16 protein-coding genes are annotated in these 19,128 nt (G+C 72.0%); 8 read left to right on the forward strand and 8 right to left on the reverse strand.

All coding sequences use genetic code 11. The features are described from left to right. Positions 1-37: 37 nt before the first annotated feature. The 5 genes from FZO89_RS11280 to FZO89_RS11300 form a co-directional block, all read right to left on the reverse strand. The gene (locus FZO89_RS11280; protein ID WP_149103348.1) at positions 38-2,212 is read right to left on the reverse strand and encodes a sensor domain-containing protein; all 2,175 of its coding nucleotides are present in this window, start codon (positions 2,210-2,212) and stop codon (positions 38-40) included. Continuing rightward, positions 2,209-4,092, reverse strand: coding sequence for a putative bifunctional diguanylate cyclase/phosphodiesterase (locus FZO89_RS11285; protein ID WP_149103349.1), 1,884 nt, complete (start codon positions 4,090-4,092; stop codon positions 2,209-2,211). Before FZO89_RS11285 ends, FZO89_RS11280 begins: the two co-directional genes overlap by 4 nt. Continuing rightward, positions 4,089-4,601 carry a YfiR family protein gene (locus FZO89_RS11290; protein WP_149103350.1) on the reverse strand — a complete coding sequence of 171 codons (513 nt, stop codon included), beginning with the start codon at positions 4,599-4,601 and terminating at the stop codon, positions 4,089-4,091. Before FZO89_RS11290 ends, FZO89_RS11285 begins: the two co-directional genes overlap by 4 nt. Then, positions 4,589-6,607: a TonB-dependent receptor plug domain-containing protein gene (locus FZO89_RS11295; RefSeq protein WP_149103351.1), complete on the reverse strand. Its 2,019-nt coding sequence runs from the start codon at positions 6,605-6,607 to the stop codon at positions 4,589-4,591. Before FZO89_RS11295 ends, FZO89_RS11290 begins: the two co-directional genes overlap by 13 nt. A gap of 310 nt (positions 6,608-6,917) precedes the next feature. Further along, positions 6,918-8,333, reverse strand: a complete 1,416-nt coding sequence (locus tag FZO89_RS11300; protein ID WP_149103352.1) for an aldehyde dehydrogenase family protein — start codon at positions 8,331-8,333, stop codon at positions 6,918-6,920. A gap of 51 nt (positions 8,334-8,384) precedes the next feature. Between FZO89_RS11300 and FZO89_RS11305 the strand changes: the two genes are divergently transcribed. The 8 genes from FZO89_RS11305 (at position 8,385) to FZO89_RS11340 (ending at position 16,470) form a co-directional block, all read left to right on the forward strand. Beyond that, complete coding sequence (locus FZO89_RS11305; protein ID WP_149103353.1) at positions 8,385-8,945, forward strand: gamma carbonic anhydrase family protein; 561 nt, start codon at positions 8,385-8,387, stop codon at positions 8,943-8,945. Positions 8,946-9,085: 140 nt separating this feature from the next. Further along, positions 9,086-9,769 carry an RDD family protein gene (locus FZO89_RS11310; protein ID WP_149103354.1) on the forward strand — a complete coding sequence of 228 codons (684 nt, stop codon included), beginning with the start codon at positions 9,086-9,088 and terminating at the stop codon, positions 9,767-9,769. Next, complete coding sequence (locus FZO89_RS11315) at positions 9,766-10,875, forward strand: stage II sporulation protein M (RefSeq protein WP_149103355.1); 1,110 nt, start codon at positions 9,766-9,768, stop codon at positions 10,873-10,875. The genes FZO89_RS11310 and FZO89_RS11315 overlap by 4 nt, the downstream gene beginning before the upstream one ends. Then, entirely contained in the window at positions 10,865-12,448 is a 1,584-nt protein-coding gene (locus FZO89_RS11320; protein WP_149103356.1) for a DUF4129 domain-containing protein, read from the forward strand. The genes FZO89_RS11315 and FZO89_RS11320 overlap by 11 nt, the downstream gene beginning before the upstream one ends. A gap of 8 nt (positions 12,449-12,456) precedes the next feature. Next, a complete protein-coding gene (locus FZO89_RS11325) occupies positions 12,457-13,569 on the forward strand; it encodes a DUF4350 domain-containing protein (RefSeq protein ID WP_262378619.1) in 1,113 nt (370 codons plus the stop codon). Beyond that, complete coding sequence (locus tag FZO89_RS11330; protein ID WP_149103358.1) at positions 13,566-14,555, forward strand: AAA family ATPase; 990 nt, start codon at positions 13,566-13,568, stop codon at positions 14,553-14,555. The genes FZO89_RS11325 and FZO89_RS11330 overlap by 4 nt, the downstream gene beginning before the upstream one ends. Next, entirely contained in the window at positions 14,552-15,907 is a 1,356-nt protein-coding gene (locus FZO89_RS11335; protein ID WP_149103359.1) for a DUF58 domain-containing protein, read from the forward strand. Before FZO89_RS11330 ends, FZO89_RS11335 begins: the two co-directional genes overlap by 4 nt. A gap of 254 nt (positions 15,908-16,161) precedes the next feature. Next, a complete protein-coding gene (locus FZO89_RS11340; protein WP_149103360.1) occupies positions 16,162-16,470 on the forward strand; it encodes a GIY-YIG nuclease family protein in 309 nt (102 codons plus the stop codon). A 338-nt stretch (positions 16,471-16,808) separates the two neighbouring features. Here FZO89_RS11340 and aroE read toward each other — a convergent pair whose 3' ends face one another. From aroE to hemB, 3 genes are read right to left on the reverse strand one after another with little or no spacing between them, the layout of a single operon-like run. After that, on the reverse strand, positions 16,809-17,654 hold the full coding sequence (gene aroE, locus FZO89_RS11345) for a shikimate dehydrogenase (RefSeq protein WP_149103361.1): 846 nt from the start codon (positions 17,652-17,654) through the stop codon (positions 16,809-16,811). Positions 17,655-17,711: 57 nt separating this feature from the next. Next, positions 17,712-18,134, reverse strand: coding sequence for a GNAT family N-acetyltransferase (locus tag FZO89_RS11350; protein ID WP_149103362.1), 423 nt, complete (start codon positions 18,132-18,134; stop codon positions 17,712-17,714). Next, entirely contained in the window at positions 18,131-19,123 is a 993-nt protein-coding gene (gene hemB, locus FZO89_RS11355; protein WP_149103363.1) for a porphobilinogen synthase, read from the reverse strand. The genes FZO89_RS11350 and hemB overlap by 4 nt, the downstream gene beginning before the upstream one ends. Between the last annotated feature and the right edge of the window lie 5 nt (positions 19,124-19,128).

Here is a 19,128-nt window from a genome sequence, read left to right on the forward strand (position 1 = left end):
TTGCGGGCGACGGGCGACAGGCCCCTGGCCGACGATGTTACACGCCCGGGAATGCCCTGCCGCCGCGCAGCAGGTGTTCGACGGCGGACTCTTCCAGTGGACGGCCGAGCAGGAAACCCTGGCCGTCGTCGCAGGCCAGCGCGCTGAATTCGGCGAGTTGCTCGGCGTCCTCGATCCCGCCGGCGACCACGCTCATGCCCAGCCCGTGCGCGGTGGCGATCACCGCCGCGACCACGTCGCGTTGCCGCAGGTCGGCGAAGCGCCCGAGCTTGACCACGCTGACCAGGACCCGCGGCAACCGGGCCAGCGAGGTCACCGAGGCGCCGAAGTCGTCCACGGCCAGCTGCACGCCGAGTTCGCCGAGCTCGGCCAGCGCCGACTCCACCCGCGGGTCGCCATGGATCAGGTCGCGTTCGCTGATCTCCAGCCGCAGCGACGACGGCGCGATGCCGTGGGCGGCGAGCGCGCCGCGGACCTGGTCGGCGAAGCCCACCGCCCGCAGCTGGCTGCCGGAGACGTTGACCGCCATGCTCAGCGGCTCCGCGTCGGCAGCCGGAACGCGAGTGGCGGACCAGGTGGCCAGGCGACTGCATGCGGTGTCGAGCACCCAGGCGCCGATCAGGCCCATCAGGCCCATGCGCTCGGCGATCGGCAGGAAGTCGCCGGGCAGCAGCGTGCCCCGGGTGGGATGCTGCCAGCGCAGCAGGGCCTCGAACCCGAGCAGACGCCGGTCCGCGAGCGAGAGCAGCGGCTGGTAGACCAGGGCGAGCTCGCCGCGGCCGAGCGCATGCTGCAGGTCGGCCTCGAGCCGCAACTGGTCGTCGGTCGCCACGTCCACCGCGGGATCGAAGATGTGGAAGCCGTTGCGTCCCTGCTGCTTGACGCGGTACATCGCGGTATCGGCGTTGCGCAGCAGGTCCGGCGCGCGCGCCGTCGGATCCCCGGTCACGGCGACGCCGACGCTTGCGGACAGGCGCACCTGCAGCCCGGCACCCACGTTGAACGGCTCGGCCAGCGCGCGCACGATCCTTCCCGCGATCTCGCGCACGTTGCCCTCGGTGCGGACGTTCTCGCACAGCACCACGAACTCGTCCCCGCCCAGCCTGGCCACGGTGTCCTCGCGCCGGCCGACGGCGGACAGCCGGCGCGCCAGTTCGACCAGCACCTCGTCGCCGACCTCGTGCCCGTAGGAATCGTTGACCGCCTTGAAGTGGTCGAGGTCGACGAAGATCAGCACCACCCGCCCCGGCGTGCGTTCGATGCGCAGGAGCGCCTGGCCCAGCCGGTCCATCAGCAGGTAGCGGTTCGCCAGGCCGGTCACCGGGTCGTGCATCGCCTGGTGGGCGAGCGCCCGTTCGGCCATCTTGCTCACGGTGACGTCGCGGGTGGAGGTGAGCACGCCGACGACGGCGCCGCCCAGGTCGGTTTCGGGGGACAGGGTGGTGTGGAACCAGCCTTCCTTGCCGCCCGGAACGATCATCGAGAACTCGTGCTCGCGCGGCTGGCCCGTCGCCAGCACCTGGCGCAGCGCAGCTTCCCAGGACTCCGCCGCTTCCGGGTCGGGCCCGATCTCGCGGTCGGTACGCCCGACCAGTTCCGCCAGCGTCATGCCGCGCAGGCGCTCGCCGGCGGGATTGATGTAGCGGTAGCGCAGGTCGGGCGCGTACTGCGCGATCGCGTCGGCGGAGCCGTTGAGGACCGACCGCAGTTGCGCCTCGACCCGCGCGAGCCCGGCGCTGGCCAGCGCCGACGCTTCCGCGAGGCGGACCATTTCCTGCTCCGCCAGCACCCGCCGGGTGATGTCGTGCGACACGCCGAAGGTGCCGATGATCGCGCCGTCGAGGTCGCGTAGCGGGAACTTGCTGGTCGCCACCCAGCGCGTCGGCCGGTCGGCGAAGCTCTCGCACTCCTCCTTGTTCAGGATCGGGACGCCGGTGCGGATGATCTCCTGCTCGTCGGCCAGCGCGTCCGCGGCGTGCGCCTCGGCGAACAGGTCGAAGTCGGTCAGCCCGCACATGCGCTCCTGGGTCAGCCCGTGCAGGTTGGCCATGCCGAGGCTGACCCGGATGAAACGGCTCTGCAGGTCCTTGAAGTAGATCGCTTCGTCCGACGCGTCGAGCAGGTTGCGGATCCAGACCTGGTCCATGGTCTGGCCGCCGTGCGTGGACGGCGCGGAAGGTGTCGGCATTCCCGGGGTGGCGTCGGAATTCATCGTCGTGCCAGTCGTGGTGCGTCCCACGAGGGGGGCGACCGCCCCTCTTCACCGGCAGGGTACTGCAGCCATTCTGAAGCGAATGTCGCGGCGGGCACGGCGCGGCCGATGAAATAGCCCTGCAACTGCTCGCAACGCGCCTCCCGGAAAAAGTCCCGCTGCGCGGCGGTCTCGACCCCCTCCGCCACCACGCTCAGGCCGAAGGCGCGCGCCATGGCCAGGATCGCGGTCGCGATGGCTTCACCTTCGCCGGGCACGGCCTGGACGAAGGCCATGTCGATCTTCAGCTTGTCGATCGGCAGCCGTCCGAGGTAGGCCATCGACGAATAGCCGGTGCCGAAATCGTCGATCGCCAGCTTCAACCCGCGCGCGCGCAGGCGCGCCAGCTGCGACACCGCCAGGTCGGTGTCCTCCATCAGCACGCTCTCGGTCACCTCCAGTTCCACGCAATGCGCCGGCACACCGGTCGCCTTGAGCACCTCGTCGATGAAGGCCGGCAAGGCCTCGTCGCGGGTCTGGCGCATCGACAGGTTGACCGCCACCCGCAGGTGCCCGAATCCCAGGCGGTTCCAGTCGGCGATCTGGCGGCAGGCCTCGCCGATCACCCAGCGGCCGAGGTCGATGATCAGCGATCCTTCCTCTGCGATCGGGATGAAGGTCGACGGCGGCACGCTGCCCAGGGTGGGATGGGTCCAGCGCAACAGCGCCTCGGCGCCCTGCAGTTGTCCGCTGCGCGCGCATACCTGGGGCTGGTAGTGGAGCTCGAGCTGGCCCGAGGCGATCGCCTCGACCAGCGCATCGCGGATACCGATCCGCGCCAGCTGCACCTCGCGCAGCCGCGGCTCGAACACGGCGACGCGGTTGCGGCCTTCGCGCTTGGCGCAGTACATCGCGATGTCGGCGTTGGCCGCCAGTTCCTCCAGCCGCTCGGCATCGTCCGGCCAGAGGCTGATGCCGGCGCTGGCGGTGACCCCGAGGCTCAGGCCGCCGACCACGAAGGGCGCCGCGAACCGGCCGAGGATCGCTTCGGCCGTGTCCTGGACCCGGGCGATGGCATCGGCGCCCACCAGCACCAGCGCGAATTCGTCCCCACCCAGGCGGAACAGGTGCTGACCGCTGCCCAGCGCCTCCGAGATGCGCCTGCCCACCTGCTGCAGCAGTTCGTCGCCGGCCTGGTGGCCGAGCTTGTCGTTGACCTCCTTGAACCGGTCCAGGTCGAGCTGGATCAGCGCCATGCGCTCGCCGCGGGCGCGGCCGCTTTCCAGCTGCGCATTGAAGGCGTTGCGGTTGTGCAGCCGCGTCACCGGGTCGTAGTGGGCGAGGTAGCGCAGCTGCGCCTCGGCGCCGTGCACGCGCTCGCGCATGCGTTTCATCAGCGGATACGCCAGCGCGTAGGCCGCCAGCGAGGCGATGCAGAAGGCGATCCCCAGGCCCCACAGGCGCGCGTGCGCCCGGGCCATGTCGATCTGCAACTGCACCACGCCCACCTGGATGTCGCGCAGCACCACCGGCGCGCTGACCCAGGTGCAGTCGAACCCGCAAGGGGCCGCCGTGGCGGACGGATCGTCGCCGGCGGACCCGGGGTAGCTCGCGATCAGGTTCGAATGCTTGTCGCGCAGGGCGGCCCGGCGCACGGCGGGGAGCGACGCCAGCGGCGCCAGCGTCTCGCGCGCACCCTCGGCATCGCCGAACATCACCGCCGCGGCGCTGCTGGAGGCGATGACCCGCGCCTGCGCTTCGGCATCGGCGATGTACTCGCGCCGGATGTCGACCCACTGGATCAGCATCAGTACGGTGCCGGCGAGCAGCAGGACCAGCGCCGCGCCGATGGTATTCATCCGCAGGCTGGACGAAGCCGGCTTGAGGGCGGACGTCCTCACAGCACGCGCCTGGCCAGGCGCAGCACCTGGCTGCTGAGGGTGATGCCGCCGGCGCGGGCGCGCGCGGCGTCGACGTCGAAGCGGATCCTGTTGCCCTCGCGCACCAGGGCCACCGCGGTCACGCCGTCGGGCACCTGGCAGGCGTCGCAGATCACCAGGGTGTCGGGTGCCGCGGCCACCGGGGTGGACGCATCGTGGACCAGCACGTCGCAGCCGGCGACCGGATTCGCCCAGCGCACCTTCACCGGGCGTCCGGCGAGCGGGCGTCGGGCCAGCGCGGCGATCGCCGCCTCCAGCCGGGCATCTACCTGCAGGCAGATGGTCAGCGCGTCCGCCGCCGGTTCGTCCCACTGCGCGAACGCGGCGATGTTGTAGACGAATGCGGCCTTGAGCGTGTGCTCGTCGACCTGGGCATGGCACACGCTTGCGGCCGACAGCGCGAGCAGCAGGCCGGCGAAGCCGATCCTGGCCCGGTGCCGCGGGCGTCGCTGGCGGCCTAGAAGCGCCATGTCGCCTCGAGGCGGAGTTCGCGGCCCCGGCGCTCGACCGCATCCTGCGCGAACTCCGGCCCGACAGGATCCGCATAGCGCTCGTCCAGCAGGTTCCGCACCCCCAGCGACAGCGCCAGCGGGAGATGGCGCGGTTCCCACGACAGGTGGGCGTTGACCACCGAGTAGGCGGGGACCGTTCCGGCGCGGCTTGCCCGGCGCGCGACGTGCTGGGCGCTGAGCGTCATGCCCAGGTCCGCCGCCAGCGGCCACGAGGCCGAGATGCGCGCATTGCCGCGGGGCGCGTTCAGCGGCCGCGGCTCCTGCGAATCGGTGACCTCGCTGTAGGCGTAGCTGGCGCGCAGCAGCAGTCCTCCGGGCTTGCGGTGGATATAGGCAAGCTCGGCGCCGCGCGAGGACGCGCGGCCGGCGTTGGTCAGGGTGAGGGCGGCTTCCCCGACCTCGACCAGGGTGATCAGGTCGCGCAGCCGGTAGTGGTAGACGCTCAGTTCGGCCCGGCTGCGCGCCGAGAACGCGACGCCGTAGAACAGTTCGGCGGTCTGCACGTGCTCGGCGCCGAGTCCGGGATTGGCGAACTGCGAGCTGTCTTCGGAATCGACCTCGTAGTAGCGCTCGTAGGCGTTGGGCGAGCGATACGACTGGCCCACGATCAGCTTGAAGACCGTGTCGTCCGGCCGCGCGGAGATCAGCGCCATGCGCGGGCTCAGGCGCAGGGTGCCCAGGTCGCTGCGGTCGGCGCGAAGTCCGCCGCTGAAGCGCCATGCGTCCGAGAGCCGGATCTCGCTGTCCATGAACACGCCCCAGCTGGCCATGTGCTCGCGCGAGTCCAGGTAGCTGGCGTAGGGCAGCACGTCGAAGTTGCGCTGCACGACCGAGCGGTCGAGCTTGATCTCGGCGCCCGCGACCACGGTATGCCGTTCGCTCGCCCGGGTCACCAGCTGCCCGCCGAGCACGACGGACCGCCCGGAGGACACGTCGCGGTTGAGGTAGGGCGCGTCCTCGCCGTAGACGTAGTCGCCGAGGTAGCGGTAGTCGATCACGTCCAGACGCGCGCTCGCATCCGTGGCCTCGCCGAGGCGGCGCTGGTAGTGCGCGCCGAAATCGATCCAGCGGTCCTGCACCTGGGCGCCGGGCGCGGCGAACGTCTGCTCGTAGGGCGCCACCGGGTCCTCCTTGCGGCGGTCCCCCGCGACCAGTTGCAGCGCCAGGCCTCCCCGGCGGTGGCTGAGGAACACCTGCCGCACGCGTTCGTCGTCCTGGCCGCGCACGTGGCCCCCCGACGGCGTGTCGGCGAACTCGGGGAAGTACAGGTCGCGCCCACGGCTGTGGAACTGCCGCGCCGACAGCAACGTGGTCGCGTCGCCCGTGGCGACGGGCACGCTGACCTGCACGTCCGTGGTCCCGAAGCTGGCGACGCCTGCGCGCAGCTCGCCCTTGCCGAAGGTCGACGCATCCCGGGTGAGCACGTTGATCACGCCGAAGAACGCGTTCGAGCCGTAGACCGCCGAACCGGGGCCAGGCACGTACTCGATCCGCTCGACCAGCGACATGTCCAGCGGGAACTCGCCGCCCACCGGACTCTGGCTGTAGACCGGGTCGTTGACCCTGTGGCCGTTGATCAGCAGCAGGAAGCGGCTGTTGTAGTCGCCGGCGCGCAGCTGGCCGCGCGCGCCGAGGTAGGTGTAGAGGCCGGTGTCGCCGAGGTACAGGCCCGGCAGGCTGGCCAGCGCTTCGGCCAGCGTGCGCCAGCCGCGCGAGCGGATGTCGTCGCCGCTGATCACCTGCACCGTGGACGGCGCGTGGGAGATGTTCTGTTCGAAGCGCGACGCGGTCACGATCTCCACGTCGAGCAGGTCTTCGAGCGACATCGCCGACAGGTCGGGCGTGTCCTGCGCATGCAGGCCCGGCGCCAGCGCGCACGCCAGCAACGCGCCGGGCAGGACATGGCGGGCGCGGGGTGGCGACGGACGCGTGCGGGCGTGCCGGCGGAGCTTGGGAACGGACATGGCGGTCGTGGTGGCGGACGTGGTTTCTCGCGATCCATATCGGCTGCCAGCCCCTTCTTCTAGAGGACTTTTTCCTGAACGGAGCCCCGCGCGGGCAGGACAGGGATGGCGGCGTGGCCGTGATGGCGGCGCCGCAACGCCCGCAACCCCCGGGCGATCCCCGCCTCACCCGGGTGCGCGTGGGGATGGCATGCGAGAGGGCGGCCGGCGCGCGGCCGCGCCCCGGTCCGTGTCGGCAGCGGCGCGCGGAAACCGGAAGGACGCCCGTTGCGCCGGCCGTCGTTCGGAATGGCCCGCGGATGTTCCCGCTTCAGCGCACCAGAAGATCGATGATCTTGGAGATCTTCCGGTACGGCGGCTTGAGCAGGTCGCTGCCGGCATGCCGTGGCTGCCACAGGATCGGCAACTGCTTGCCCATCGCGTCGAAACCGGCGCGACCGTGGTAGGCGCCCATGCCGCTGGCGCCGACGCCGCCGAACGGCAGGGCGTTGATCCCGAAGTGGACCAGGGTGTCGTTGACGGTGACGCCACCGGCGAGGGTCGATCGCAGGATCCGCTCGATGCTGGCGCGATCGTCGCTGAAGGGGTACAGCGCCAGCGGCCGCTCGCGCGCATCGACCTCGGCGATCGCGGCATCGAGCGTAGCCACGCTGCGGATCGGCAGGATCGGGCCGAAGATCTCCTCCTGCATCAGCGTGGCGTCGTCGCCGGGTTCCAGCACCAGGGTCGGCGCGAACAGGCGCTCCGCGGGATCGTGCGTGGGTGCCAGCGCGAGCACCCGCAGGCCGCGCGCGCGCGCGTCGTCGACGTGGGCCTGCAACCGCGCGAACTGGTCGTCGTTGATGATGCGGGTGTAGTCGGCGGCATCGCGCAGGTCGCCGTAGCGCGCGGTCACCTCGGCCTGCAGCGCCGCGACCAGCGCGTCGCGGCGCGCGGCATCGCCCACCAGCAGCACGTAGTCGGGCGCGATGCAGGTCTGGCCGGCGTTGAACCACTTGCCGGTCGCCAGCCGTGCCGCGACGCGTTCGACCGGCACGTCGGCGCAGACGATCGCCGGCGACTTGCCGCCGAGTTCGAGCGTGAGCGGAGTGAGGTTGGGAGCGGCCGCGGCCATCACCTTGCGCCCGACCGCGGTCGAGCCGGTGAACACCAGGTGGTCGAAAGGCAGCGCGGCGAACGCGGCGGCGACGTCGGCATCGCCGGTCGCCACCGCGACCCGGTCGCCGGGGAACACCTCGCCCAGCAGCGAGCGCAGGAACGCGGCGCTGCGCGGCGTGTGTTCGGAGGGCTTGAGGTAGACGTGGTTGCCGGCGGCGATCGCGGTCGCCAGCGGGATCAGCGCGAGGTTGACCGGGTAGTTCCAGGGCGCGATCACGCCGACCACGCCGAGCGGTTCGTGGCGCAGTTCCGCGCGCGCCGGCCAGAAGCGCCAGCCGGCGCCCACCCGGCGCGGCTTCATCCAGCCGCGCAGGTGGCGGCGCAGGTGGTCGAGTTCGGCCAGCACGGTCATGCCGTCGGCCACCAGCGATTCGTGGTGCGAACGGTGGCCGAAGTCGGCGGCGATCGCCGCGGCCATCTCCGGCAGGCGGCGCTTCAGCGCCTCGCGCAGGCGCAGCAGGTCGTCGCGGCGCCGGGCGTAGCCGGGCTTGGCTGCCTGCCACGCGGCGCGCAGCCGCGCCAGCGTGGGCGCGAGGTCGGCGGGCGGGGTGTCCGCATCGGTGGGCATGCGGACCAGTCTAGTCGGGGCAGGTCGAGCGCAGGCACTACAATGCGCGCCATGACGCCCGTGCCCAACCGACTGCGCCGCTACCGCGGCACGCTGCCCGAACTCGGCCAGCGCGTGTACATCGACCCGTCCGCCGAGGTGATCGGCGACGTGGTGCTGGGCGACGACGTCTCGATCTGGCCGATGACCGTGGTCCGCGGCGACGTCAACTTCATCCGCATCGGCGCGCGCAGCAATGTCCAGGACGGGGTGGTGATCCATGTCAGCCACGACGGCCCGCACCTGAAGGCGGGCGGCTTCGCCACCGTGATCGGCGAGGACGTCACCATCGGCCACAAGGCGATCATCCACGCCTGCCGGATCGAGGATGCCTGCCTGGTCGGCATGGGCGCGGTGGTGATGGACGGCGCGGTGGTGAAGAAGCACGGCTTCGTCGGCGCCGGCGCGCTGGTGTCTCCCGGCAAGGTGGTCGGCGAGGGCGAACTGTGGCTCGGCAATCCGGCGCGGTTCGTGCGCCGGCTCGACGACGCGCAGATCGAGGCGCTGTACTACAGCGCGCAGCATTACGTGCGGCTCAAGGACGACTACCTGCTCGATGCGGGCGCGGCCTGAGGCACGCGCCCGCTGACGCCGGTGCCCGCGTACGGTAGCCTCGTGCCTGGGGATCGACGCGGCCGGCGGGGAGGCTGAAACTTGGAAGTGGGGACGACCGCAGCGGACGCGGTGGCCGTGCATGGCGCGGTGGCGGCCTGATGCTCGATACGGTCCGCGAAATCCATACACCGGAAGGCGTCGCGCTGCGGCTGCATGCGGCCGGTCCGGTGCCGCGCGCGTTCGCGTGGCTGATCGATCTGGCGATCCGCGCCGGCCTGGTGCTGCTGGCCTCGATGTTCCTCGCCCTGCTCGGCCGCTTCGGCACCGGGGTGTACCTGGTGTTCCTGTTCGTGGTGATCTGGGCGTACCCGGTGGCGTTCGAGGCGCTGTGGGACGGGCAGACCCCGGGCAAGCGCGCGCTGGGCCTGCGCGTGGTTTCCGCCGACGGCGCGCCGGTGGGCTGGATGGCCTCGTTCGTGCGCAACCTGATGCGGACCGTCGACATGCTGCCGTTCGGCTACGCCTTCGGCCTGGCCTCGAGCCTGGTCGATCCGTGGGGGCGGCGGCTCGGCGACGTGGTGGCGCGGACGATGGTGGTGCACGTGCCGCGCGCACGTGGTCCGGTGGAACTGCCGGCCGGCCCGGCGACGGTGCCGGCCGCGCCGTTGCTGCCCGGGGAACAGGCGGCGGTGATCGCCTTCGCCGAACGCGCGTGGGCACTCACGCCGCAACGCCGGCAGGAACTGGCCGACATCGCCGCGCCGCTGACCGGGAGCCGTGGCGAAGCCGGCATGCGTCGCCTGTTCGGCATCGCCCACTGGCTGCTGGGGCGTGCGTCGTGAGGCAGGAGGCGTTCGTCGCGCGGCACTCGGGCGAATGGCGCGACTTCGAAGCGTGGCTGGAACGGCGGGGGGGACGAACCGATCGCGTGCGCGTGGCGCCGGGCACCGATGGCCTGCGCGACGAGGACATGCCCGCTCGCTACCGCCGTCTTTGCCAGCAGCTCGCGCTGGCGCGGCGGCGCGGCTACAGCCCGCAGGTGGTCGAGCACCTGCAGGCGCTGATGCAGCGTGGACACGACGTGCTCTACCGCCCGCCACCGCTGCCCTGGCGGCGCGCGCTGCGCTTCCTGGTCGCCGACTTCCCGCGCCTGGTGCGCGCGCAGCGCGGTTGCCTGTGGCTGTCGGCGGCTCTGTTCGCGCTGCCGACACTGGTGCTGTTCCTGGCCGTGCAGCAATGGCCGGAGCTGGTACACAGCGTGTTCGAACCGCAGGAGCTGGCGCGCTTCGAGTCGATGTACGACCCGGCCGACCCGACCCACAAGCTCGGCCGCGAGAGCGGGACCGACATGGCGATGTTCGGCCACTACATCCTCAACAACATCAGCATCGGCTTCCGCACCTTCGCCGCCGGGCTGCTGGCGGGCGTGGGCACGGCGTTCGTGCTGGTGTTCAACGGGGTGGTGTTCGGGGTGGTCGCCGGGCACCTGCAGGCGATCGGCCATGGCGATCCGTTCTGGCGCTTCGTGGCCGGGCATTCGGCGCCGGAACTGGTGGCGATCGTGATCGCCGGGGCCGCCGGGCTGCGGCTGGGGCTGGCGCTGCTGGCGCCGGGGCGGCTGCGGCGTGTGGACGCGCTGGTCGAGGCCGGCCGGGTCGGCGCCAGGCTGTGCCTGGGGATCCTGGCGATGCTGCTGTTCGCGGCGTTCGTGGAGGCGTTCTGGTCCTCGACCGGCTCGATCCCGGCCGCGGTGAAGTTCGGCGTCGGCGGGGTGCTGTGGGCGCTGGTGCTGGGCTGGCTGGCGCTGGGCGGGCGAGGCGACGACGCGCCTGCGTGGCAGCGCCGTCCCGGGCGGCCGGGCGGGCGGACGGCGAGGGCGGGTCCGCCCGTCCTGGCGTCGCGCCGTGGTGGACACCAGCGCAACGGGGCATCGCCGCATGCGCCTTGACCAGGTCCGGGTCGAACTGCGGCCGCGCCTGCCCTGGGAGGCGGTGGAACTGGGCATGGCCCTGGTGCGCCGGCATGCCGGCGCGATCTGGCGACCGTGGGCGGCGGCCACGCTGCCGCTGTTCGTGCTGCTCAATGCCGCCGCGTGGGCGATCGACGCACTGTGGCTGGCGGCGCTGGCGATGTGGTGGCTGCTGCCGCTGTTCGACCGGATCGTGCTGTTCGTGCTCTCGCGCGCGGTGTTCGACGAGCCACCCACGCCAAGCCAGACGCTCGCGGCACAGCGCGGCTGGGGCTGGCGCGGCATCGGCGCGCGACTGTCGTGGGCGCGCCTGAGCCCGTGGCGCTGCATCGCGATGCCGGTGGAACTGCTGGAAGGGATCGAGGGCGAGGCGCTACGGGCGCGTCGCCGGATCGTGATCGACGGCATCCAGGGACATGCCTTCCTGCTCGCGCTGGTGTGCCAGCTGTTCGTGCTGTCGCTGCTGGCCTCGCTGCTGTCGCTGGTGCTGATGTTCGTGCCGGCCGAGCTGCTGTCGGAGTCGGCGCGCGCGATGTGGGCGCTGGTGGTGGACGAGCCACCGCGCGGTGCGCAGCTCGCGTTCAACGCCGCGCTTTGGCTGGCGCTGTCGATCATCGAACCGTTCCTGGTCGGTGCCGGTTTCGGGCTCTATCTCAGCCGCCGGGTGCGGATCGAGGCCTGGGACATCGAGCTCGCGTTGCGGCGGATGCGCGCGCGCCTGGCACAGGTGGCGGGCCTGGCGCTGGCGACCTGCCTGCTGGGGCTGGTGCTGCTGGCGCCGCCGCCCGCCGCCGCGCAGGCGACGCAACGCATCCAGGACGAGCGCGAGCGCGCCGCACACCTGCCGCCGAAGTCCCCCGAAGCGGGGCCGGTGGATGGCGAGGCGTCGACGCTGGAGCGGGTCTTCGGCGAAGACGCGGTGGTCGACGACCGTCCCTTCCGCCAGGCGGTCAAGCGCGCCTACGAGGACCCGCTGCTCGACCGCAGCCGCGTCGAGCGCAGCTGGGAGCGCCGCGACCGCAGCGAACCCGAGCCGCCGTCGAAGGCGCCGCCCTGGCTGCTGGCGGCAGGACGGGTGATCGCGGTGATCGGCGAGTACGGCCTGTGGCTGCTGCTCGGACTGCTGCTGCTGGCGCTGGCCCTCACCGCGAAGCGCTGGTGGCCGTGGATGCGCGGATTGCGCGCGGCGCCCACGCCGGAAAGCGCGATCGTGCAGGTCGCCGCGCCCGATGCCGAGGCCTTGCCTGCCGATCTCGCCGCGGCAGCGCGCCGGCTGTGGCGCGAGGGCCGGCCGCGGCGTGCGCTGGCGTTGCTGTACCGCGGCAGCGTCGAGGCGATGGTCGCGCGTGCCGGCGTCACCCTCGTGCCGGGTGCGACCGAGGCGCAGTGCCTGCGCGCCTCGCGCGGCCTGCCCGACGCCGACGACCGCAATGCGTTCGCGCGCATGGTCCGCGTCTGGCAATACGCCGCCTACGCGCGCCACCTGCCGGCGGAAGAGGAATTCGAGTCGCTGCTCGGCGAGCTGTCGCAACGCTTCGGGTGGGCGCGATGAACGGGCGCGTGCCGCGGGCTGCCCTGGGGCTGCTCGGACTGCTGTGCCTGGGGGTGCTGGTGGCGTGGTGGCTGCACCACTTCGAGCGGGTCGAACGCACGGTGCCGTTGCCGCCGGCCGGCGAGGCGGCCTACAACCCGTTGTACGCGCTGCGGCGCGCGCTGCAGGCCGACGGCATCGCAGTGGAGTCCCGACAGCGGCTCGACCTCGCCGCGCACGCGCCTGGCGCGCATGACACCGTGCTGCTGTTCGGCGATCCGCGCACGCTCGCCGCGCGCGAGGTCGAGATGTTGCTGGCGTGGGTGGATTCGGGCGGACACCTGATCGTGTCGACGCCGCGGGGGCGCCGGCTTTCCGCGCCGCGCCCGTCCGACCTGCTGCCGAGGCTCGGCCTGGCGCTGCTGCCCGGCGCCGGCGGGTGCGAGGCGTTCCAGGTGCCGGGGCAGGAGCGGCACGTGGAGTTCTGCGGCGGCACCCGCTTCACCCTGCGCGGAATCGATCCGATGCTCTCGTGGGGCGATTTCGCCGACGGCTTCGTGTTCGCGCGGCAGGCGTACGGGGCCGGCCGGGTCGACGTGCTGGCCTCGCTAGACTTCCTCGAGAACGACAAGCTCGCCGAAGCGCCGCACGCGGCGCTGGCGCGGCAGCTGCTCGATCCGAACTACGGCCGCGGCAGCATCCACCTGGTCTACGCCGCCGACGTGCCGCCGCTGTGGCGCCTGCTGCTCGAGCACGCGTGGATGGCCTGGGCGCCGCTGCTGCTGGCGCTGCTGGCATGGCTGTGGATGCGCGTGCAGCGGATCGGTCCGGCGATGCCGCCGCCGGCGCAGGCGCGGCGGTCGCTGCTGGAGCACGTGCAGGCCAGCGGCGAGCACCTGCGCCGCTACGGCCGCGCATCGCTGCTGCACGCGGCGATGCGCGACGCCTTCCTCGACCGCCTGCGCCGGCGCGACCCCTACGCCGCGGCGCTCGACGGCGTCGCGCGCGCGGAGGCGATCGCCGCGCGCACCGGCATGCCCGCGCCCGACATCGAACACGCGCTGCGTTCCCCGCGCCCGCGCGACGGCAACGACTTCCGCCTGCGGGTGGCCCGACTCATCGAGATGAGAAGACGACTATGACCGAGAGCAATTCCGCGCCGACCCCCATCACCGGCGACGCCCTGGTGCAGCAGGTCGCGCGCGTGCGCGACGAGGTGGCGAAGGCCTTCATCGGCCAGGCCGACGTGCTCGACCAGATCCTGGTCGCGCTGCTGGCCGGCGGCCACGTGCTGATCGAGGGCGTGCCCGGGCTGGGCAAGACCCTGCTGGTGCGCGCGCTGGCGCGTGCGCTCGGCTGTGGCCATGCCCGCGTGCAGTTCACGCCGGACCTGATGCCCAGCGACATCAGCGGCCATGCGGTATGGGACGTGCGCAGCGAGACCTTCAGCGTGCGCCGCGGCCCGATCTTCACCAACCTGCTGCTGGCCGACGAGATCAACCGCGCGCCGGCCAAGACCCAGTCGGCGCTGCTCGAGGCGATGCAGGAGCAGCAGGTGACGATCGAAGGGCAGGGCTTCACGCTGCCGCCGCCGTTCATGACCCTGGCCACCCAGAATCCGGTCGAGCAGGAAGGTACCTATCCGCTGCCCGAAGCGCAGCTCGACCGCTTCCTGCTCAAGGTGCTGATCGACTATCCCGCGCACGCCGACGAGGTGGCGATGGTGACCGCCGTCAGCGACGGCAGCGTCGCCGCCGGCTTCGACCTGTCGCAGGTGGCGCAGGTGCTCGACGCCGGCGCGATCGTGGCGCTGCAGCTGGGCACCGCGGCGACCACGCTCGATGCCGCGGTGATCGACTACGCGGTGCGCGTCGCCGCCGCGACCCGTACCTGGCCCGGCATCGCGCTCGGCGCGGGGCCGCGTGGCAGCCTCGCGCTGGTGCGCGCGGCGCGCGCGCAGGCGGTGTTGTCGGGACGCGGCTTCGTCACGCCCGACGACGTGCGCGAAGTCGCCAAACCGGCCCTCCGGCACCGCATCGCGCTGGCACCCGAGCTGCAGATCGAAGGCCAGGACGCGGACCAGGTGCTGCATGCGCTGCTGGCCAGGGTGGACGCGCCGCGCAAATGAGTCCCGCGCACGTCCATCGACGCTTCCTGCCGCGCCCCGCGCCCGCCCTGGTCGCCTGCGCCGTCGCCTGGTGCCTGGTGGGCGCTGCGGCCAGCCTCGGCTGGCTGCCGGCATCGGCATGGGCGATCGCGGGTGCGGGGCTGGCGATTCTGGCGTTCGTCGATCTGGCGCTGCTGTGGCGCATCGGCGTGCCCGACGTGTCGCGCAGCGTGCCCGAGGCGATGGCGCTGGGGGTCGAGCGCGAAGTGCAGTTGCACCTCGAGCCGGGCGCGCAACGCGTGCGCGTGGATGTGCACGACCTGCATCCGGGCGGCTGGGAGGTGAGCGGCCTGCCGCGGCGGCTCGCGCTGCAACCGGGGCTGGTGTCGAGCGTCGGCTACCGGCTGCGGCCCAACGCGCGCGGCGCGTTCGCGTTCGACGGCGTGCACCTGGTGCTGCATTCGCCGCTGCGGTTGTGGCGACGCCTGTGCCTGGCCGGCGCGAGCCGGCGCGTGCGCGTTTTCCCGGATTTCGCCCCGCTGGCGAAGTTCGCGCTGGTCAGCGCCGAGCAGGCCTCAAGGATGATGGGCGCGCACGTGCGGCGCCGGCGTGGCGAGGGTACCGATTTCCACCAGATGCGCGAATACCGGGTGGGCGACAGCCTGCGCCAGATCGACTGGAAGGCGACCTCGCGCGCGCGCAAGCTCATCTCGCGCGAATACCAGGACGAGAAGAACCAGCAACTGGTGGTGGTGCTCGACACCGGCCGGCGCATGCTGGCGCGCGATCCCGGAACTTCGGGCAAAGGGGACGCGCTGGCGCATTTCGACCACGCGCTCGACGCCTCGCTGCTGGTCGCCTACCTGGCGTTGCGCCAGGGCGATGCGGTCGGCCTGTTCGCGACCGGCGGCGAGCGCCGCTGGGTGCCGCCGCAACGCGGCATGGCCGCGATCGACACCCTGCTGCGCGCCAGCTACGACCTGCAGCCGCAGCCGGTGGCGACCGACTACCTCGCCGCCGCCACCGAACTGTCGCTGCGCCAGCGCCGGCGCGGCCTGCTGATGCTGGTGACCAACCTGCGCGACGAGGACATCGAGGACGTGCTGGCCGCGGTGCGCATGCTGCAGAAGCGGCACCTGGTGGTGGTGGCCTCGCTGCGCGAGCGCGCGCTCGACGAAGTGCTCGAGCAGGACGTGCACGACATCTCCGCCGCCGTGCGCGCCGGCGCCACCGCGCGCTATCTCGCCCAGCGCGCTGCCGCGCACGACGCCCTGCGCCGCCATCGCGTGACGGTGCTGGACGTGACCGCGGCGCAGCTGCCGGCGGCGCTGGTGGAGCGCTACCTGGCGATCAAGCGCGAGGGGCTGCTGTAGTCGGGATCGACTGGCCGGTGGTGCGTGAAGCAGATTTCTCCCTTCGGTCGAAATGACAGGTTCGGTCGAACGGACAGGTAGGATTTTCAACGAACAGACTGGGTGGAACGGACAGGTAGGGCTTTCAACGGACGGGTTGGGTCGAAATGGCGGGATCGGGAATTCCCTCCCCCCGTGTCATTTCGACCGGAGGGAGAAATCTCGTCCGGAGCCTGCTATCGACCAGAGCGATGGAACGTTCAAGGAGGAACTGCATGCCCAGGGAATGCCGCTACTTCGTCTACATCCTCACCAACCGCACCCGCAAGGTCATGTACATCGGCATGACCAACGATCTCGTCCGGCGGCTGCATGAACACCGCACGCACGCGGTCCCCGGCTTCACGGCCAGGTATCGCGTGGACACGCTGGTGTATTTCGAGGAGACCCCGGACGTGCTCGCGGCGCTCGAGCGCGAGAAGCAGATCAAGAAGTGGCGGCGCGAGAAGAAGGACGCGCTGGTGGCGTCGATGAATCCGGATTGGCGCGACCTGGGGCTGGATTTCTCCCTTCGGTCGAAATGACAGCACCGACCTCCCCGCCACTTCGTCAACAGCGCCGCGCATTCCCTCACCGTCGTCACACAGCAGTGGGCACTCCCTCACCGTCCTCATACAGCAGTGCGCATTCCCTCACCGCGGTCATACAGCAGTGGGCATTCCCTCACCGCGGTCGTACAGCAGTGGGCATTCCCTCACCGCGGTCGTACAGCGCCGCGTACGCCCTCACCGTACAGCACCGGACATTCCTCAGCGTTGTCATTTCGACCGAAGGGAGAAATCTCCTGCCAGTAGCCGGCAACCAGTAGCGACGAGCCTGCGGCGTCCGGCCCCCGTTACGCCGTGATCGTCCCTGCCCGCGATCAGTCCGCCGTCACCAGCGCCGCATGCCGCGCGTGCAGCTCTTCGTAGACCGCGTCGGTGTGCGGGCGCACGCCGTGCCACAGGGCAAAGCTTTCCGCGGCCTGCTCGACCAGCATGCCGAGGCCGTCGATCGCCTCGTGCGCGCCGCTGGCGCGGGCCCAGGCCAGGAACGGGATCGCGGCTTCGCCGTAGCTCAGGTCGACCGCCGCGCAGCGCGAGCCCAGCAGCGACATCGGCAGTCGCGGGGTGCGGCCGTCGCGGCCGGCCGAGGTGGCGTTGATCATCAGGCCGAATTCGCCGAGCGACGGCAGGTCGGCGAGGTAGCGCGGATGCACCCGGCCAGGCTGCCCGAGGGTGTCGGCCAGCGCGTCGGCGCGTTCGGGGGTGCGGTTGACGATGAACAGCTCGCCGATGCCGGCATCGAGCAGCGACGGCGCGATCCCGCGCGCGGCCCCGCCGGCACCGATCAGCAGGGTGCGGCGCTGGCGCAGGTCCAGGCCCCGGCGTTCGGTGAGGTCGCGCACCAGCCCGGCACCGTCGGTGTTGTCGCCGTGCCACTGGCCTTCGATGCGGGCCAGGGTGTTCACCGCGCCGGCGCGACGCGCGCGCTCGGTGGTGGTTGCGCTCAGGGCGAAGGCCGATTCCTTCAGCGGCAGGGTGATGTTGGCGCCGACGCCGCCGGCGGCGGCGAAGGCCTCCAGCGCGTCGAAGAAGGTGGCGAGGGTCGCGTCGATCGCCTCGTAGCGCAGCGCGATCCCCGTCTGGCGGCCGAACGCCGCATGGATGTGCGGCGACAGCGTATGCGCGACGGGGTGGCCGAAGACCGCGTAATGGCTGCTGCTCATGGCGGACCGATTTCCCTGCGTGGACCCCGCCCCGAGTCTACCCGGACCAAGGCCGGTTCAGCGCACCGTCCGGGTGTAGACGTGCTGGGTCTTGGTGCGCTCGTAGCCCAGGGCGGGATAGAAGTCGTGCGCGGCCTCGCGCGCCAGGCTGGCGCGGACCCGCACGCGGTCCACGCCGCGGCGCCGTGCCCAGGCTTCGACCGCGGCGACCAGCTGGGTGCCCATGCCGCCCCTGCGAACCTGCGCGTCGACCACCAGCGAGCCCAGCTCGACCCACTCGCCCGAAGGCAGCAACCGGTGCTCGGCGGCAGCGAAGCCGCACGGGCCGGCATCGCCTTCGGCCACGAACACCGCATGGGTGGCGAGGTCGAGGATCCGCGCCAGCCGGCCCGGCATCGTCTCGGGGTCGACCGGACTGCCGAGCTGTGATGACAGCGCGGCGATGGCGGGGATGTCGGCGATGGCGGCGCGACGGATCATGCGCCCGCCCGCAGCCAGCGCGCCGCGTCGAGCGCGTGGTAGGTCAGCACGCCGTCTGCGCCGGCGCGCCTGATCGACAGCAGCGCCTCCAGCGCGCAGGCGCGTTCGTCGAGCCAGCCGTTGCCGGCGGCGGCCTTGAGCATCGCGTACTCGCCGCTCACCTGGTAGGCGAAGGTCGGCATGCCGAAGGCGTCCTTCACCCGGCGCACGATGTCGAGGTAGGGCAGGGCCGGCTTGACCATCACCATGTCCGCGCCCTCGTCGAGGTCGAGCGCGACCTCGCGCAGCGCCTCCTCGGCGTTGGCGGGGTCCATCTGGTAGGTGGTCTTGTCGGCCTTGCCGAGCGCGGCGGCCGAGCCCACCGCATCGCGGAACGGGCCGTAGAAGGCCGATGCGTACTTGGCCGCGTAGGCGAGGATGCGGGTGTGGACGTGGCCGTCGGCCTCCAGCGCGAGCCGGATCGCGCCGATGCGGCCGTCCATCATGTCGCTGGGGGCGACCACGTCGGCGCCGGCGCGCGCGTGCGACAGCGCCTGCTTCACCAGCGCGTCGACGGTGGCGTCGTTCATCACGTAGCCGTCGTCGTCGACAAGGCCGTCCTGGCCGTGCGAGGTGTAGGGATCGAGCGCGACGTCGGTGATCACGCCCAGCTGCGGGAAGCGCGCCTTGAGCGCGCGCACCGCGCGCTGGCACAGGCCGTCGTCGTCCCAGGCCGCGGCCGCGTCGAGCGACTTGGCCCCGGGGTCGGTCACCGGGAACAGCGCCAGCGCCGGGATCCGCAGCTCGCTGGCGGCCTCGGCGACGCGCAGCAGTTCGTCGACCGACAGGCGTTCGACGCCCGGCATCGACGCCACCGCGGCGCGCCCGTCCGCGCCGTGCACGAACACCGGATAGATCAGGTCGTCGGCGCTGAGCGTCGTCTCGCGCATCAGCCGGCGCGAGAACTCGTCGCGGCGCATCCGCCGCAGGCGGGTATCGGGATAGGCCATGGCGC

Origin of the sequence: Luteimonas viscosa, from assembly GCF_008244685.1 — a bacterium.
Classification (GTDB): Bacteria; Pseudomonadota; Gammaproteobacteria; order Xanthomonadales; family Xanthomonadaceae; genus Luteimonas; species Luteimonas viscosa.

Bases quoted from the DNA above. Each gene is read 5' to 3' on its own strand.
- FZO89_RS11280 (WP_149103348.1), bottom strand. From the start codon at position 2,212: ATGAATTCCGACGCCACCCCGGGAATGCCGACACCTTCCGCGCCGTCC.
- FZO89_RS11290 (WP_149103350.1), bottom strand. From the start codon at position 4,601: ATGGCGCTTCTAGGCCGCCAGCGACGCCCGCGGCACCGGGCCAGGATC.
- FZO89_RS11295 (WP_149103351.1), bottom strand. From the start codon at position 6,607: ATGTCCGTTCCCAAGCTCCGCCGGCACGCCCGCACGCGTCCGTCGCCA.
- FZO89_RS11300 (WP_149103352.1), bottom strand. From the start codon at position 8,333: ATGCCCACCGATGCGGACACCCCGCCCGCCGACCTCGCGCCCACGCTG.
- FZO89_RS11305 (WP_149103353.1), top strand. From the start codon at position 8,385: ATGACGCCCGTGCCCAACCGACTGCGCCGCTACCGCGGCACGCTGCCC.
- FZO89_RS11310 (WP_149103354.1), top strand. From the start codon at position 9,086: ATGCTCGATACGGTCCGCGAAATCCATACACCGGAAGGCGTCGCGCTG.
- FZO89_RS11320 (WP_149103356.1), top strand. From the start codon at position 10,865: ATGCGCCTTGACCAGGTCCGGGTCGAACTGCGGCCGCGCCTGCCCTGG.
- FZO89_RS11330 (WP_149103358.1), top strand. From the start codon at position 13,566: ATGACCGAGAGCAATTCCGCGCCGACCCCCATCACCGGCGACGCCCTG.
- FZO89_RS11335 (WP_149103359.1), top strand. From the start codon at position 14,552: ATGAGTCCCGCGCACGTCCATCGACGCTTCCTGCCGCGCCCCGCGCCC.
- FZO89_RS11340 (WP_149103360.1), top strand. From the start codon at position 16,162: ATGCCCAGGGAATGCCGCTACTTCGTCTACATCCTCACCAACCGCACC.
- aroE (WP_149103361.1), bottom strand. From the start codon at position 17,654: ATGAGCAGCAGCCATTACGCGGTCTTCGGCCACCCCGTCGCGCATACG.
- FZO89_RS11350 (WP_149103362.1), bottom strand. From the start codon at position 18,134: ATGATCCGTCGCGCCGCCATCGCCGACATCCCCGCCATCGCCGCGCTG.
- hemB (WP_149103363.1), bottom strand. From the start codon at position 19,123: ATGGCCTATCCCGATACCCGCCTGCGGCGGATGCGCCGCGACGAGTTC.